We start from the raw sequence: 14,833 nt of genomic DNA on the forward strand, positions 1-14,833 counted from the left end.
AATACAAAAATATGTACTTATCAACTCTAACCATATTTCACTATAGAAATATACCTACTACTAATATATGTATGGAGATACATATATTATATGCAAAATAGAAAAACATTGTCAAACTTACCCACTAATAAATTATATTGATATAGCACATTTAAAGGAGGATTCATTATTTATGATTCACAAATTACTTTCCCATTCTTATGAAGTAGCAACATCTATTTTACAAGTCCAAATACCCGCTTATACAATTGAAGCCGACTATATAAACAGTACCGCAATCCCCCGTTTATATGATACTGTAAACGATATTCAAAATTGCGGTGAAACATTCTATGGATATTTTTCTGAAAATAAACTTGTCGGCTTTATTTCTTTTATAGAAGAAGAAGTAATTGACATTCACCGACTAGTTGTATCGCCTAATTTTTTCAAACAAGGAATCGCAACGAAACTGTTACTTTATATATTTAACATGTTCCCTTCTTCCATGACATACATTGTACAAACAGGGAAAGCAAATACGCCTGCTATCACATTATATAAAAAACACGGCTTCATTGAAGTAACAAATACAGCACTCCCTGAGGGTATAGTTCTTACACAGCTAAAAAGACAGAAAATATAAAATAGTTTGACCGAAATGTTTTTTTATGTTATTTTTTACTTTATAAAACCTTTTGCTGAGTCCAAATTTTGGAGCGGGGGAACCATTTATGTAGCTTTTTGCTACTTGGGGCGAATCTTTTTTAAGTAGGGAAACTCTCACTTCCCGAGTCCGACAGCTAACCTCGTAAGCGTAATGGGAGAGGAAGGTGCTTTTTGCCTATGTTACACAGTATGCCTCCTTAATTATAAATATGGGAACGATACCAATTGAAACCTATATTTATAGAAAAGGAGAGATGTATAATGTTACGTTTATCAGATCACGCAATAAAAATGATGGAGCAAAGACTTCGACTAGAACAACATCGCACATATCAAGCAAATAAAGTTGTAGATAACTTACATCACAAATACTTTTTTCAACATATTTTCCAGCCAAAAAGATAAGTACTGACCTTTAACAAAATACAGCGTACACTTTTTCGGTGTACGCTGTATTTTTCATTTTCTCGCCTTAATAATAAAAGTCGTCGGCAACATTCTAGCTTTATATAAAGAATAATATTTCGTAGAAGGTTCAGCTATTTCTTCATCAAATACACGAGATGGTTCAGGTTCTTCTATTCTTTCAACTGTAAATCCGATTCTATTTAATTCATTTATGTATGTACTCATTTTTCTCTTATATAATGTCGCTTGTACTTCCTCCCCTTTGAATGTTTCAAACGTAATAGGAGTTTCTTCATGATAAGAGGACTGTAAAACAATTTTTTCTGTACCATACTGCAAATTTGAATACACTGGATGTTCCCAACTAAAAATAAAGCTCCCTCCTGGCTTTAAATATGAATATATAAGTTCCAATGTTTTTCTTAAATTAGACGTCCATCCTAATGCGTAGATGGAATATACAATATCAAAGTGTTCTTCTGGAATATTTAACTCTTCTTCCATCGCACCACATATTAATTTTGGCTTCCAATCTTTTAACGTTTCATTTGCCGTTTCAATTTGTGTCTCCGAAAGATCTAGCCCCCACAACTCTTTCGCACCACACTCCGCCATATATTCCAAAGAATGTCCACTGCCACATCCGATATCTAGAACAGTTGTATTCTCAATTAAATCAAATAAATGAATTTCATCTTCTGATGCTGTATACGGTCCATATTTAGGTAGACAATCTACTTGAAAAAAATGAGGTGCTACTAGGTCCCAACACCTTTTATTCACTTGTAACATTTTTGTTTGTTCCATACTTTGTATTCCCCCTTCTTTCTCTTCCACCAGTACTTTTTATACGTGAAGGCCTCATTTCCCTTTCTGATTAATGATATTCGCTAACAAAAAAGAGTAGCTTCTCAGCTACTCCCTTTTCCTTACGATACATGATGATCTTTCTTTTTCAACAACGCTCTCTTTTTCATCGCCTTCGTTAAATATCCACCTTTAAACGATCGAATTTCATACGAAGACATAAACGCTTTCGGTGCAATTTCATTAATAATTTCTAACAGTTCTTTCTCTCTAGAGCGCTTTGCGACGATATCTAAACGATAACGAATAGAATTAATCCCTTCTCCTTCAAATACTGTAACACCAAATCCAGAGTGACGTAATTCATCTACTAATTCATTACAACGGTCTAGTAAACTAACTTGATACGTAATATATCCAATTGCTAATTTATTCTCTATATAACCGCCTAATAATAGTCCCGCACTAAAGCCAATGACGTAGGCGACAATGTTCATCCAATTTGATAAATCTTGAAACACAATACCTAAACTAACAATGTAAATAGCCCCTTCTAACAATCCAACGCCCGCAGCGGACCTTGTTTGATTCTTTACAAGCAAAATCGTACGAATTGTTAATATTGGAACGTAAATAATTTGAAGCACAAAAATGAGTAGCGCTTGTAACATTGGTATCCACCTCTTTCAAAAAGTCTTTTGTCATGATAACATACATAAGCTTTAGAAATCGATGGGTTTTTAAATTTTTTAAAATTATTTTTCGTACTATTGAAAAACCGAAAAAAGAAGCGTATTATATTTGTCATTAATTTGTGATTATTTTCATTTACTCGCTTAAACTCAAAAAAGGAACCTCATTAGGCCCCTTTTATCATAGCTCTATGTTTTTAGAAGCCTGTTCTCTTTGCTTCTCTTCTTCTTTTACTAACTGAATATTTGCATAAGCTAAATTTGCAATCATTAAAAAGTGACCACCTAAAATCCCAGTACCAAATGCCCACATTTCCATTTCATGCTCAATTTCATACATAATGATAGCTCCTAAAATTGCAGCTGCAAATCTGTTTAAAACCCCTAATCCAGGAGCCTTTTCTTTCATTACGATACTTCTTCCTAGTTTCTCCACTCTGCGAGCTAATAACCAAAGACAGTATGCACTTACAGCTAATCCAATACCAAACCCTGTCACTTGTTTTCCAAACGGAGTAATCGTCCACATAAGTAGTAAACCACTAAAGATCGCATACAATTGTAATCGATATACACGTAAGGCTACTTGAATCAAAATATCCGCTCCTAATCTCGTATTTTTTTATACTTTAGAAGAAAAGCAGCAACTTAAACAGTTGCTGCTTTCTCTTGTTCTTGTTCATGATCCATTTTTTGAATTTCAACACGTTTAATTTGATAAGCATCTTTTTCTAACACTTTAAATTCATAGCCTTCTGCTTCAACGTATTGTCCTTCTTCAATTTCATGATTTTGCATCATAATCCATCCACCAATTGTATCCACATCGTCTTCTTCAATGTGTAATCCAAACAAATCTTTTACTTCTGAGATAAGCACTTTTCCATCAACAATTTTATGGTACTCGTTCACATGTTGAATTGGTGGTGCTTCATCTTCATCATATTCATCACGAATTTCGCCGACGATTTCCTCCAATATATCTTCAAGCGTTACAATTCCAGCTGTTCCTCCGTACTCATCATATAAAACAGCCATTGGAATTCGCTTCTTCTGCATTTGCAGTAATAAATCATGAATTGGAGTTGTTTCCATAACTTCAATAATCGGACGCATATACGTGCGAATCGATGATAAATCTTCTTGATCGTTGTTCATATATCGAATAAAGAAATCTTTTACGTTGACCATACCGATAATATCATCTTTATCTTCTCCAAAAATCGGATAACGTGTGTATCGCTCATTTTGGATTACTTTCATGTGTTCTTCTACTGAATCTTCAAGGTAGAAACCAACGATTTCTGTTCGCGGTACCATAATTTCTTTCGCAATACGATTATCAAATTCAAAGATATTATTTACATACTTATACTCAGCTTGATTAATTTCGCCACTTTCATAGCTATCTGAAAGAATAAGACGTAATTCTTCTTCTGTATGAGCTACTTCATGTTCAGAAGCTGGTTTCAAACCGAATAAACCAGTTATAACACGCGCTGAACCGTTCAATACCCAAATAAATGGATACATGATTTTATAGAACATCATTAACGGCGTTGCCAATAACAACGTTACTTTTTCAGCCTTTTGAATTGCCAACGTTTTTGGAGCTAATTCTCCAACTACAACGTGTAAATATGTCATTAGCATAAAAGCAAGACCAAAAGTTAATACTGATGAAATAGAAGGATTTATGTTCCATTTCTCAAATAACGGGTGTAATAACTTTTCGATTGTCGGTTCACCTAACCAACCTAATCCCATAGCTGTAACTGTAATACCTAATTGACAAGCAGATAAATATTCATCTAAATTTGTTGTTACTTTTTTCGCTGCTAAAGCACCGCGTTTTCCTTCCGCAACAAGCTGATCAATACGACTTGAACGTACTTTTACAATCGCAAACTCTGCTGCTACGAAAAATCCAGTAAATGCGATTAAAATCGCAACCATGACTAAATTAAATATTTCCAATGAATCCCCTTAGTTAAAAAACTAAGGTGTCCACCTCCTGTATACTATAATGTTTTCTTATTTGTTCGTTAGAAAACATAGCCCGATACAAAAATTAAAGAGGTCGGATTTCACTTATTCTATAATAATAGAGCAAGTGTCTGTATTAAAGCTGTCGTTTGACCTGATAAAGATTTCGATATTTTTTCACGTTGTGAATCAGTCAATTCATCTAAAAGAGGCTTTAACTCCGTTAGCTCTACTTCTAATCTATGAATATGGTCTGTCACTTCATTCACTTGTTTCGAAACGTGTTCATTGATACCGAGCAGCTTTTTCTTCTCCTCGATTCTCTCTTTAATCTCACAAAGCGGCATATGCATTTCTTTGCACTTCTCAATAAATTGTAATGTCTCAAATGCTGTTTCGTCGTAATAGCGATAATTAGATTGAGATCGCTCCGCTTTTAAGATACCTAGATTCGTATAATAATCAATCGTTCGTTTCGACACGTGAGCCATGAGAGCCAACTGTCCGATTCGATACACCTTCCCAACGATCTTCCCCCCTTGTTTATATTACTATTATCATACAATACATAAACTGTACAGTCAAACGTGACGGTTTATTATTCACATTTTATACACAACTCCGCATATTTTCTTAAAATTATAGAATATGATTCCAATTATATAATCAAATTATTAAATTTCATTAGTTACGTGCTAACCAAATATATTCATGAAATCGCCTGTTCTTTTCAACTTTTCTTATTTTAGAACATACCGTTCTATTTCTAAAAAATCAATTCAGTACAATAAACTGAAAATTAAGTTATAATATCATTATAAAAATAGAAAGGAGCATACATGCATGTACTACAACACTTCATTCGAAAACGATCAACCTGTAGGCCGTCTATAAACTAAGACGGGCATTCATTTAGCACATACACTTTGCCTCGTCTTAGGGAACTCATAATACCCTAAAAATAGACGGAGATACTTTACATGAAACAATCAATTTTAGGAGCTATATGCTTATCATTAGCAGCAAGTATATGGGGCGGTATGTATGTTGTTAGCAAATATGTACTCGATTTTATCCCGCCACTTACACTCGTTTGGCTACGCTTTATTATCGCTTTCGTTGTTTTATATGTGATTTTGAAAACAACTGAAAAAAAACAAAAGAAAAAAGTAACCATCCACAAAAAAGATTGGCTATTATTCGCTTGGATTGGATTCATCGGTTATTTCATTTCGATTACATGTCAATTTATCGGAACAAAATTATCCGATGCTCATACAGGCTCCTTGGTGACCTCAGCTACACCTGCATTTATGGTTATATTTGCAGCACTCATTTTAAAAGAGAAACTAACTGCTCGTAGACTTTTATCAACTATCATAGCGACAATCGGTGTCATTATCGTTATCGGATGGGATATTGAAATTGGTTCCTATTTTATCGGTACAATCATTTTAGTTGGAGCCGCTATTACGTGGGCTTTACTGTCCATTTATGTAAAAATCGCTTCAACTCGATTTTCATCTTTAATTATTACAACGTACGCAATATTCTTTTCACTCTTTTTCATTACACCGTGCATGGTATGGGAATTCCAATCAAGTCCTATTGAACATATAAACATGTACGTATTATTAGGCGTACTCTATTTAGGAATCGTCTCAACAGCAGGTGCATTTTTCCTTTGGAATAAAGGATTAGAATTAGTGGATGCTAGCATCGGTTCATTATTTTTCTTCTTCCAACCTATCGTTGGTTCTCTACTCGGCTGGCTTTTATTAAATGAGACATTAAGCAGTAACTTTTTCATTGGTGGTATCCTTATTATATGCAGTGTTCTAATTACTACTTTTGAAAAGAGAACGTAGTATAAAAAACAGGCAGAGACTTAGTCTCTGCCTGTTCGCATAATTGGATCTTGGTCGTGAAACCCAATGCAAATTGGTAGATTACTTTGTATTCCACTACATGCACTTATAAAACTACACACTGTTCTTGCAATTAAATATAAAGTAATACTTACAGACTTTCTATCTGAATCAAAGCCATTTTCACCATAAATAGCAGCTAACTCTCCTAAAGACGGTCCTTCTATTTTATCCGTCCAATCACTTGCCCAATCCTCATCCTCTTCTTCAAGAAACATGTAATCGTCACAAATATAGAACTGACTATCCCACTCATTATCAAGATCATATTCAAAATAAATCGCCTTTGTTTCTTCACTTGCAGTAATTTCTAACGCTTCTTTCAAACCTATTCTCATACCTTCCTTGTATGAATCTAATGGAATCGATTTAATTCGCTCGGCGTGCGCACTTGATGCTAACGTGCTACAAATATCATAATACTTCACTTCTATTTGCTCTACTGATAACGAAAAGATATCCTCTTGCATCTCTTCTAAATACTGAAATATATCCAAACTAACTCACTCCATCATCTTTACGCACTCCAATGCGATGGACGGGACAACAGTTCTGGTAATTTCGTATGTTTATCCCCTTTCGCCGCATTAATTTGAACTTGCGTAAGAAAAATACTATTTGTAAAATCCGCTCCGCGAATATCTGCATCTCGCAAATCTGCTCCGATTAGATCTGCTCCTCGTAAGTCTGCACCATTTAAGTTAGCCGCAATTAAATAAGCTCCTCTTAAATTTGCGCCTTGTAAATTTTTCTTTTTCAGATTCGCTCCCATAAGGTCCGCTCCCCTGTGACTAATTCGTTTCTTACGGACAGTATTCATTTCCTTCCATACTAATTCGCTCGTTTCTAAAAGAAGAATGTTCACTTCTGCTCTGTGCAATGGAACATTTATTTTCATTAACTCCTCGGGATTTAAATTCGAAAGGCGCTCCGTCTCTTCAATCGCTTTACTTAGTTCTTTATGAATTGACTGCGTCGCCTTTAAAAGAATCGCCTCATTCAAATACCAAAGCATTTCATGTAGCTGATGCATAATTGGAAAAGCATCGTACATTTTCCTCGCATGCTTAGCATCTTTCCGCCAATCAATCCCTTTAAACGTAACTTGAGAGATCTTCTGCCCAGCGCCGAAACATTCAAATACTGTACAACCCTTATACCCTTTTCCTCTTAGCTCTTTATGTATACTACATTTAAAATCTGATTGTAAGTTGGAACACGGTTTACCACCATCTTTATTCACCGCAAAATCTACCGATGCTGCGAACGGTAACGCCACACAACATAGACCGAAGCATTTTTCGCAATTTGCTTTTAAGTGATCGTTATGAATAGTCAAAATCTATACCCCCTGTTGTCTTTTGACTATTTCATAATATTCTAACTGTATTAAATAATCAATTTAAAAATAAACCAGCATCTTTCATTTCAATTCATAACTTTATTATTCGATTTCCTTTCAATTGAAAAGGACTATTTCTATCCAATGAATTATAATTAAATTATAAATTTTCAAACTAAAAGGAGAATTACTATGGCACTAGCAATGAAAACAAACTGTCAAATTTGCGATCAATCTCTCGAGCAAGATTCTGAAGCATACATTTGCGTGTATGAATGTACATTTTGCGCACCATGCACAGAAGAAAGACAAAACGTTTGTCCAAACTGCGGCGGCGAGTTAGTACGTAGACCGAAAAAGAAACAGTAAAAAGCAAAGCGTTATCGCTTTGCTTTTTCTATCCCCTATTTTAGGGTATATGAAATTATAACGTCATTTCTACATGAATTGAGTTTCAATCCCTCTCACAAGCTAAACATTTAAAAATTTAACACAAACAGGCTCTGGTACAACAACATCAGATTGTAACAACGTTAGCTTCCCTGTAGATTCATCTCTTGAAAATAGTACAAGATTATGCGACTTTTCATTTGTAGCAACAAGAAACTTTTCAGTAGGATCTAATACAAAGTCCCTCGGCCAATTTCCTTCTGTATATGTATGTTCAACAAATGTAAGCTGACCTGAATTTTGATCTACACTGAATACAGCAATACTATTATGGCCACGATTCGCCGCATACACAAAGTGGCCGTCAGAAGAAATATGAATAGCACTCCCTTGACTATTTTCATCAAATTCTTCTGGGACGGTAGAAATATACTGTAATTCTGTAAAAGCCCCTTCTTCCGAATTATATGTTAACACAATGACTTCTGAACTAAGTTCCGTCATCACATAAGCGTACTTTCCATTCGGATGAAAAGTAATATGTCTCGGGCCACTTCCTGGTTTCACAGACACGCCACTCACTTCTTTTAATGCACTATCTTTTATTTCATACGTAATTAATTTATCAATTCCTAAATCAACACCTACTACATATTTTTCGTCAGGAGTATATCCCGCGTAATGTGCATGTGGTTTTTCTTGTCTTTCTTTATTCGGCCCCGAACCTTCATGTGTAATAATAGAGGAAGCAGAATTTACCGTTCCATTTTCTTCATTTACTACAAAAGACTCAATCGTTCCTTTATGGTAATTTGCTGTAACTACTATACGATTTTTACTATCAACACTAATATGACAAGGGGACGCACCTTCTACTACTTGTCTATTTTTCTCCTTAAGCTCTCCAGTATGACTGTCAATCGAATAAGCAGCTACACCACCAGCTTCTCCTTCTTTTACAACAGAATAGAGATATTGATTATTTCGGTTAATCGTTACATATGTAGGGTTATCCAGCTTGGCCGCAAGTGTTACATTACTAATTTTTTTCGCTTCTGTGTCTAAAGTAAAAGTATATATTCCTTCACTATTTTCTTTCGTGTAAGTTCCAACATATCCAATAAACTTTTTGTTATCCGTCATTTTCATAATCCTCTCCCTATAATTTTTGTTCATCATACTTCTTACTAAGCAGCTTTAAACTATTTTATATTGAAAGAATATCCTAAAAAATCGGAGTACCTCTTTATACGTTACCATATTTTTTCTGCCAAATAGCCTATAAACCCACTTTTTCTGAAAAGCTGCTATTTCAGTAAGCACTTCCTATGGGTCTTTTCCTAAACGCTTCGCATGTTCAACCTCTAACGTACAATTGGTCACGAGCCTACCGAAAACTCATACCACCGTTATTAACTCGCCCACCAATTACCCAATATTTCTCCGTTAGCGCATAACAAAAAACCCTCTCCTTAGGATCATTTGTTACAGCACGTATCGCACCGCTTATACGAATTGTAACGGCCGCAACTCCAGACTCTATTGCATTTACAACTAAATTGGATAGTATTCCATCACTAGCTCCTACTATAAAGAGAGTAGAAACAAGTACATTCATCTCTCTTGCAAGTTCTTCATCTAATCCTATTAAGCTGTGCGTCGTTGAAACGAGTGTAGAAATCTTTTCATCTGAAACCTCTGCAACATGTAGAGCTTCTTCATCCCAGATCTATACGAAAAAAGACTCTCCCTTATGAGAGCTACGTTTTAACAAACTTTACTCTCATAAGAGGGTCCTTTTCATAACTACTGTGCTATTTTGAAAATGAATAGTTCCTTTTATATTGCTGTTTTCACGTAATAAGAGGCCAAATTCGAGATTCGGTTTACAGAATGACGTTACATAGAGAGTAGTCCTCTTGTGAAAAAGCAATTGATGGAAGGCCTCAGTTCATTATAACTTAGGCGCTTTTGCCCAATCCGCAGCAAACTTTTCAATACCTTGGTCCGTTAATGGGTGCATAGCAAGTTGTTCAATTACTTTATAAGGGATCGTTGCAATGTGAGCACCTGCCAACGCTACACGAGTTACATGATCTGGGTGTCTGACAGAAGCCGCAATAATTTGTGTATCTAATTGATGAACATCGAATAATTCAGCAATTTTAGCAACTAATAATACGCCATCTTCAGAAATATCATCTAAGCGTCCTAAAAATGGAGAAACATACGTTGCACCTGCTCGAGCAGCTAAAAGAGCTTGGTTCACAGTGAAAATAAGGGTAACGTTCGTTTTAACACCTTTTTCAGTAAGGTAACGACAAGCTTCTAATCCTGCTAGCGTCATCGGAAGTTTTATCGTGACGTTTTTATCGCCACCATTAATTTTAATTAATTCTTCTGCTTGAGCTATCATCTCTTCAGCTGTAACAGCATCTGGCGTTACTTCTGCCGAAACAGATTCAACTTTAGGTACTGCCTGACAAATTTCTGCGATACGGTCTTCAAACTTAACGCCCTCTTTTGCTACTAAAGAAGGATTCGTTGTAACACCAGCTAAAACTCCAAGTTTATATGCTTTTTTTATGTCCTCAAGATTTGCAGTATCAATAAAAAACTTCATGATCAATTCCCTCCAGTTTTTAAACTTTAACGAGTTATAATTTTAAAACGTTTATCCCGCATTAACGGGCAGTAAGACCCCCATCTCAAAATTCAGCGAAGCAAAGAAGTTAGGTGGGGGATAAAGAAGCCTCACTGATTAAAGTTTCACTTTATTTCTTTTCTACTGCATGTCCGCCAAATTCATTTCGCAAAGCTGCTACAACTTTTCCTGTAAACGTATCGTTGTCTAATGAGCGGTAGCGCATTAATAAAGACATTGCGATAACAGGAGTTGCTGTTTGAAGGTCTAATGCTGTTTCTACTGTCCATTTCCCTTCACCAGAAGAATGCATAATCCCCTTAATTTCATCCAGTTTTGCATCTTTAGAAAATGCATTTTCAGTCAATTCCATTAACCATGAACGAATTACGGAACCGTTGTTCCATACTCTTGATACTTTTTCATAATCGTAGTCAAATTCACTTTTCTCTAGAATTTCAAACCCTTCACCAATAGCAGCCATCATACCGTATTCAATTCCGTTGTGAACCATTTTTAAAAAGTGACCACTACCAGCTTTTCCAGCATATAAGTATCCATTTTCTACAGCTGTATCTCGGAAGATAGGTTCAACGATTTCCCAAGCTTCTTGATCTCCTCCAATCATGTAACAAGCACCATTACGAGCGCCTTCCATTCCTCCTGAAGTTCCTGCATCCATAAAGTGAATGCCATCTTTCTTTAATTGCTCATACCTGCGGATAGACTCTTTATAATGTGAATTACCAGCTTCAATTAAAATATCTCCTTTTGATAACAGCGGTGTAACCTCACTAATAACAGAATCAACAACAGCGTGCGGAACCATAACCCAAAGAATTCTTGGTGATTCTAATGACTGAACCAGTTCATTTAAACTAGATACACCTGTAGCCCCGTACTCTTTCATTTCTTTCACTGCACTCGTGTTTAAATCAAATGCTGCTACTTCATGTTTATGATCAATTAAATTTTTCCCTAAATTCAATCCCATTTTACCTAAGCCAATTAATCCTACTTTCATAATATAATTCCTCCTTAAATTACCCTTTATCATAAATACATATCACTAAAATCATGAATACCTTTTTCTCATATAACTTTTACGTATTAGACAACATTTTCTGTCGTAAATGCATGACCTTAGCTCCAGCTCCTGAAGCTACACATATTTCAATAGTAAACGTCACTTTAAACACCTTCATTTAAGAACGTACTTATTTTTTCAACTCCTCATCTAACCACCACTTAAATTCACTTTCTTGTAATAGAACATTCGCCGCATCTGGACCAAATGATCCCGATTCGTATTCATGAAGAGGCAATACGTTTTCCTCGAATGCTTCAAGTATTGGCTGCACCCATTCCCATGACAATTCGACTTCTTTCCAGTGTGCAAAGAATGTAGAATCTCCACATACAGCATCATAGATGAGTCTTTCATATGCTTCCGGTATTCCCACTCCTGTTTGCTCACAAGTAAAATGAATACGCATCGGTTCAAGTTCTCCATTTTTCAATGGATTTTTACTATTTAATTGTAGTGAAACATTTTCACTTGGACTGATTTCAATTATTAACAAATTAGGCTCTACATTTGGATTATTATCTTGATATTGCTGTTTTAACGTATTTTTAAATTCGATCACAATACGAGTAGACTTTTCTTTCATTCGTTTGCCTGTTCGTATATAAAATGGAACGCCAGTCCAAAATGGATTATCGATCCATAAGCGAGCAGCAACAAATGTGTCTATGTTAGAAGAAGGATTTACTCCTGGCTCCTCTTTATATGCTACAACTTGTTGACCATTTATCTCTCCTGAAGCGTATTGTCCGCGAATGATATGCTTCTGAACGTCTTCTTTTTTCACTTTACGAAGCGTCTCCATTACCTTTCGCTTTTCCTCTCGAATTTCACATGCGTTAATTTTTTCCGGCAGATTCATAGCAGTCATCATTAATATTTGTAACATGTGATTTTGAACCATATCTCGAATGGCTCCTGCCTGATCATAATATCCGGCCCTTTCTTCAACCCCAACCGTTTCACTAGCTGTTATTTGTACATTCGCTATATGTTCTTTGTTCCAAATCGATTGGAGAACAGGATTTGCAAATTCTAGTGCTTCAATGTTTTGAATCATCGGCTTCCCTAAATAATGATCAATACGGTATATCTCGTCTTCTTCAAACGTTCGACCAAGCTTATCATTAAGCTCACGAGCAGATTTAAGGTCGTGCCCAAACGGTTTCTCAATCATTAGACGTTTCCATCCATCTGTTTTATCGAGTCCGCTTTCCTTGATATTTAAAGCAATTGTCTCGAAAAATTCAGGAGCAACTGAAAGATAGAACATTCTATTACCTTTTATATGTAGTTCTTCTTCCCTTTCACGAACGACTTGTAATAATCTCTCATAGTCTTCCGGCTTACTCACATCTAATGGACAATAGCGAAAATTATCTAAAAAACCTTCGAGTTCTGGAGTACCTTCTTCCCTATGACGGGAAAACGTCTCTATTGATTCTTTTATTCTTTTTTGAAAATCCTCATGAGATACTTGACGTCTTCCAAGCCCGATAACAGATATTTGCTTTGGAAGCTTTTGATCTCTATATAAGTTATATAGTGCGGGGTAAATTTTTCGTTTAGCTAAGTCCCCTGTTGCTCCAAATAAAACAAAGGTCATTGATTCCAATTTTAGTCCCCCTTGTGATGTGAAATCATTGTCAACATAGTAAAAATGAATTATATAGAAGCTAATACTTTTGTTAATTCAGTCTTGTTTCTTACCTTCTAAATTCATGGTTTTGTAAAAAAGAAAAGAGTTATTTGATTCCATTTTTTATATTTGCCGCTCTCTAATTGTCCCCAATATTAATAGTGGCAATTCAAAGTATCCCTACTAGAACTTACTTATCTAACTTAACGAAATATTATATATCTAATTACTTTTAGTAATTAGATAACCTTATGTCTAGTATATTAACTACATAAATTATTATCGTCAAGAAAAATATCTCGAATTGAAGATTTTTTAGAATAAGACGGTGTAATCCAAAAAAGAGCGTACCACCGAAAATAGAATATTTTTTACCTGATTACAGTTGGCCTTTATGGTTCATACTAGATTCTCTTTGTACTTTTTTTGGGAATGTCATCTCGAAAAGAATGGAAATGCGTCCATGCTCATTACCGTAGACGAATAATAAAAAGGCAAAAACGAACAAGAATATGTTCATTTTTGCCTTTTTATTATTGCTTTAAATGATTTTTAACTGCTCTTATAACCAATTCATGATCTACTTCTGGTGGTAATCCTGAGACTGTTATCATTCCAATAACCCCTACGTTTTTTATTTGGATGGGAAAGGACCCACCAAACGCAGCATATTCCGAGCCATCTAAACGGTATTTTTCATGATATGGGATTCCATTTATTTCACTTTCTATCTGCATATAATACGAGCTATGATTATGCAGAGAAACGACCCTTTTTTTACGTTCAATCCATTTCGTATTTTCCTCAGTTGTCCCTGTCATCTTGAAGTGAAATAGTTGCACACCATTTTTTGTTATATCAACAGCAATCAATTTCCCCTCACGCTTTGCTGTTTCAACGATATATAAACCTAATTGCAATGCATCTTCATTTGTAAAAGAGGAAAATTGAAGTGTTTCCTCCTCTTTTAAAATTTGTTTACTTATTTCACTCAGATTTGAAGTACTCATATCTTTAACCTCCCTAATTGTTTTATACCACATTGGCGTTTTTCGGAATTACCACCCTCTATAGTACCGCCTTCTGAATCTAGATAAACTGCTGTAGCTTCGTTAGTAACTAGTACCATAAAGCTTGTTTTCTTCTCACTGGTGCTATTATGAATTATATTTAACACTTTAAAAATGTATGTTCTTTAAAGTGCTATAGGTACTAAACATTTAGTACAGGAATTGTCTACTTCTGTGATTCAATTAATTCAT

At 35.2% G+C, this 14,833-nt stretch carries 16 protein-coding genes, 1 pseudogene and 1 riboswitch; of the genes and pseudogenes, 4 read left to right on the forward strand and 13 right to left on the reverse strand.

Annotated elements, in window-relative coordinates:
* Positions 1-172: 172 nt before the first annotated feature.
* Both QUF93_RS18050 and QUF93_RS18055 read left to right on the forward strand, forming a co-directional pair.
* Positions 173-625, forward strand: coding sequence for a GNAT family N-acetyltransferase (locus QUF93_RS18050; RefSeq protein WP_289359710.1), 453 nt, complete (start codon positions 173-175; stop codon positions 623-625).
* 43 nt (positions 626-668) lie between these two features.
* A riboswitch (cyclic di-AMP (ydaO/yuaA leader) is annotated at positions 669-813 on the forward strand.
* A 96-nt stretch (positions 814-909) separates the two neighbouring features.
* Entirely contained in the window at positions 910-1,053 is a 144-nt protein-coding gene (locus QUF93_RS18055; protein ID WP_000945246.1) for a hypothetical protein, read from the forward strand.
* Positions 1,054-1,107: 54 nt separating this feature from the next.
* Here QUF93_RS18055 and QUF93_RS18060 read toward each other — a convergent pair whose 3' ends face one another.
* The 5 genes from QUF93_RS18060 to QUF93_RS18080 all read right to left on the reverse strand — a co-directional run bounded on the left by QUF93_RS18060 (position 1,108) and on the right by QUF93_RS18080 (position 5,059).
* On the reverse strand, positions 1,108-1,863 hold the full coding sequence (locus QUF93_RS18060; RefSeq protein WP_289359713.1) for a class I SAM-dependent methyltransferase: 756 nt from the start codon (positions 1,861-1,863) through the stop codon (positions 1,108-1,110).
* 122 nt (positions 1,864-1,985) lie between these two features.
* Entirely contained in the window at positions 1,986-2,534 is a 549-nt protein-coding gene (locus QUF93_RS18065; protein ID WP_289359714.1) for a DUF2179 domain-containing protein, read from the reverse strand.
* Positions 2,535-2,736: 202 nt separating this feature from the next.
* On the reverse strand, positions 2,737-3,150 hold the full coding sequence (locus QUF93_RS18070; protein ID WP_128280627.1) for an ATP synthase subunit I: 414 nt from the start codon (positions 3,148-3,150) through the stop codon (positions 2,737-2,739).
* Positions 3,151-3,203: 53 nt separating this feature from the next.
* A complete protein-coding gene (locus QUF93_RS18075; RefSeq protein ID WP_016091821.1) occupies positions 3,204-4,532 on the reverse strand; it encodes a hemolysin family protein in 1,329 nt (442 codons plus the stop codon).
* 119 nt (positions 4,533-4,651) lie between these two features.
* Positions 4,652-5,059: a MerR family transcriptional regulator gene (locus tag QUF93_RS18080; protein WP_080018452.1), complete on the reverse strand. Its 408-nt coding sequence runs from the start codon at positions 5,057-5,059 to the stop codon at positions 4,652-4,654.
* 462 nt (positions 5,060-5,521) lie between these two features.
* On the opposite strand from QUF93_RS18080, the gene QUF93_RS18085 reads away from it, so the two are divergent.
* Positions 5,522-6,409 carry a DMT family transporter gene (locus QUF93_RS18085; RefSeq protein ID WP_002120979.1) on the forward strand — a complete coding sequence of 296 codons (888 nt, stop codon included), beginning with the start codon at positions 5,522-5,524 and terminating at the stop codon, positions 6,407-6,409.
* 20 nt (positions 6,410-6,429) lie between these two features.
* Here QUF93_RS18085 and QUF93_RS18090 read toward each other — a convergent pair whose 3' ends face one another.
* Both QUF93_RS18090 and QUF93_RS18095 read right to left on the reverse strand, forming a co-directional pair.
* Positions 6,430-6,966: a hypothetical protein gene (locus QUF93_RS18090; RefSeq protein ID WP_289375769.1), complete on the reverse strand. Its 537-nt coding sequence runs from the start codon at positions 6,964-6,966 to the stop codon at positions 6,430-6,432.
* Between the two features lie 20 nt (positions 6,967-6,986).
* Entirely contained in the window at positions 6,987-7,808 is an 822-nt protein-coding gene (locus QUF93_RS18095; RefSeq protein WP_289359716.1) for a pentapeptide repeat-containing protein, read from the reverse strand.
* 195 nt (positions 7,809-8,003) lie between these two features.
* On the opposite strand from QUF93_RS18095, the gene QUF93_RS18100 reads away from it, so the two are divergent.
* Positions 8,004-8,180: a DUF1272 domain-containing protein gene (locus tag QUF93_RS18100; RefSeq protein WP_088059429.1), complete on the forward strand. Its 177-nt coding sequence runs from the start codon at positions 8,004-8,006 to the stop codon at positions 8,178-8,180.
* 102 nt (positions 8,181-8,282) lie between these two features.
* On the opposite strand, the gene QUF93_RS18105 is transcribed toward QUF93_RS18100, so the two are convergent.
* The 6 genes and pseudogenes from QUF93_RS18105 to QUF93_RS18135 all read right to left on the reverse strand — a co-directional run bounded on the left by QUF93_RS18105 (position 8,283) and on the right by QUF93_RS18135 (position 14,581).
* Positions 8,283-9,344 (reverse strand): lactonase family protein, encoded by a 1,062-nt coding sequence (locus QUF93_RS18105; protein ID WP_289375979.1) that lies wholly within the window; start codon positions 9,342-9,344, stop codon positions 8,283-8,285.
* Positions 9,345-9,530: 186 nt separating this feature from the next.
* Positions 9,531-9,927, reverse strand: a pseudogene (locus QUF93_RS18110) (gluconate kinase); the annotation flags it as partial.
* Between the two features lie 228 nt (positions 9,928-10,155).
* Positions 10,156-10,824: a fructose-6-phosphate aldolase gene (gene fsa, locus QUF93_RS18115; RefSeq protein WP_000667690.1), complete on the reverse strand. Its 669-nt coding sequence runs from the start codon at positions 10,822-10,824 to the stop codon at positions 10,156-10,158.
* A 151-nt stretch (positions 10,825-10,975) separates the two neighbouring features.
* Positions 10,976-11,869: a phosphogluconate dehydrogenase (NAD(+)-dependent, decarboxylating) gene (gene gnd, locus QUF93_RS18120; RefSeq protein WP_289359717.1), complete on the reverse strand. Its 894-nt coding sequence runs from the start codon at positions 11,867-11,869 to the stop codon at positions 10,976-10,978.
* 193 nt (positions 11,870-12,062) lie between these two features.
* On the reverse strand, positions 12,063-13,547 hold the full coding sequence (gene zwf, locus QUF93_RS18125; RefSeq protein WP_289375772.1) for a glucose-6-phosphate dehydrogenase: 1,485 nt from the start codon (positions 13,545-13,547) through the stop codon (positions 12,063-12,065).
* A 557-nt stretch (positions 13,548-14,104) separates the two neighbouring features.
* Positions 14,105-14,581 (reverse strand): heme-degrading domain-containing protein, encoded by a 477-nt coding sequence (locus tag QUF93_RS18135; RefSeq protein ID WP_289359719.1) that lies wholly within the window; start codon positions 14,579-14,581, stop codon positions 14,105-14,107.
* Between the last annotated feature and the right edge of the window lie 252 nt (positions 14,582-14,833).

This window comes from Bacillus hominis (genome assembly GCF_030348325.1).
GTDB lineage: Bacteria > Bacillota > Bacilli > Bacillales > Bacillaceae_G > Bacillus_A > Bacillus_A hominis.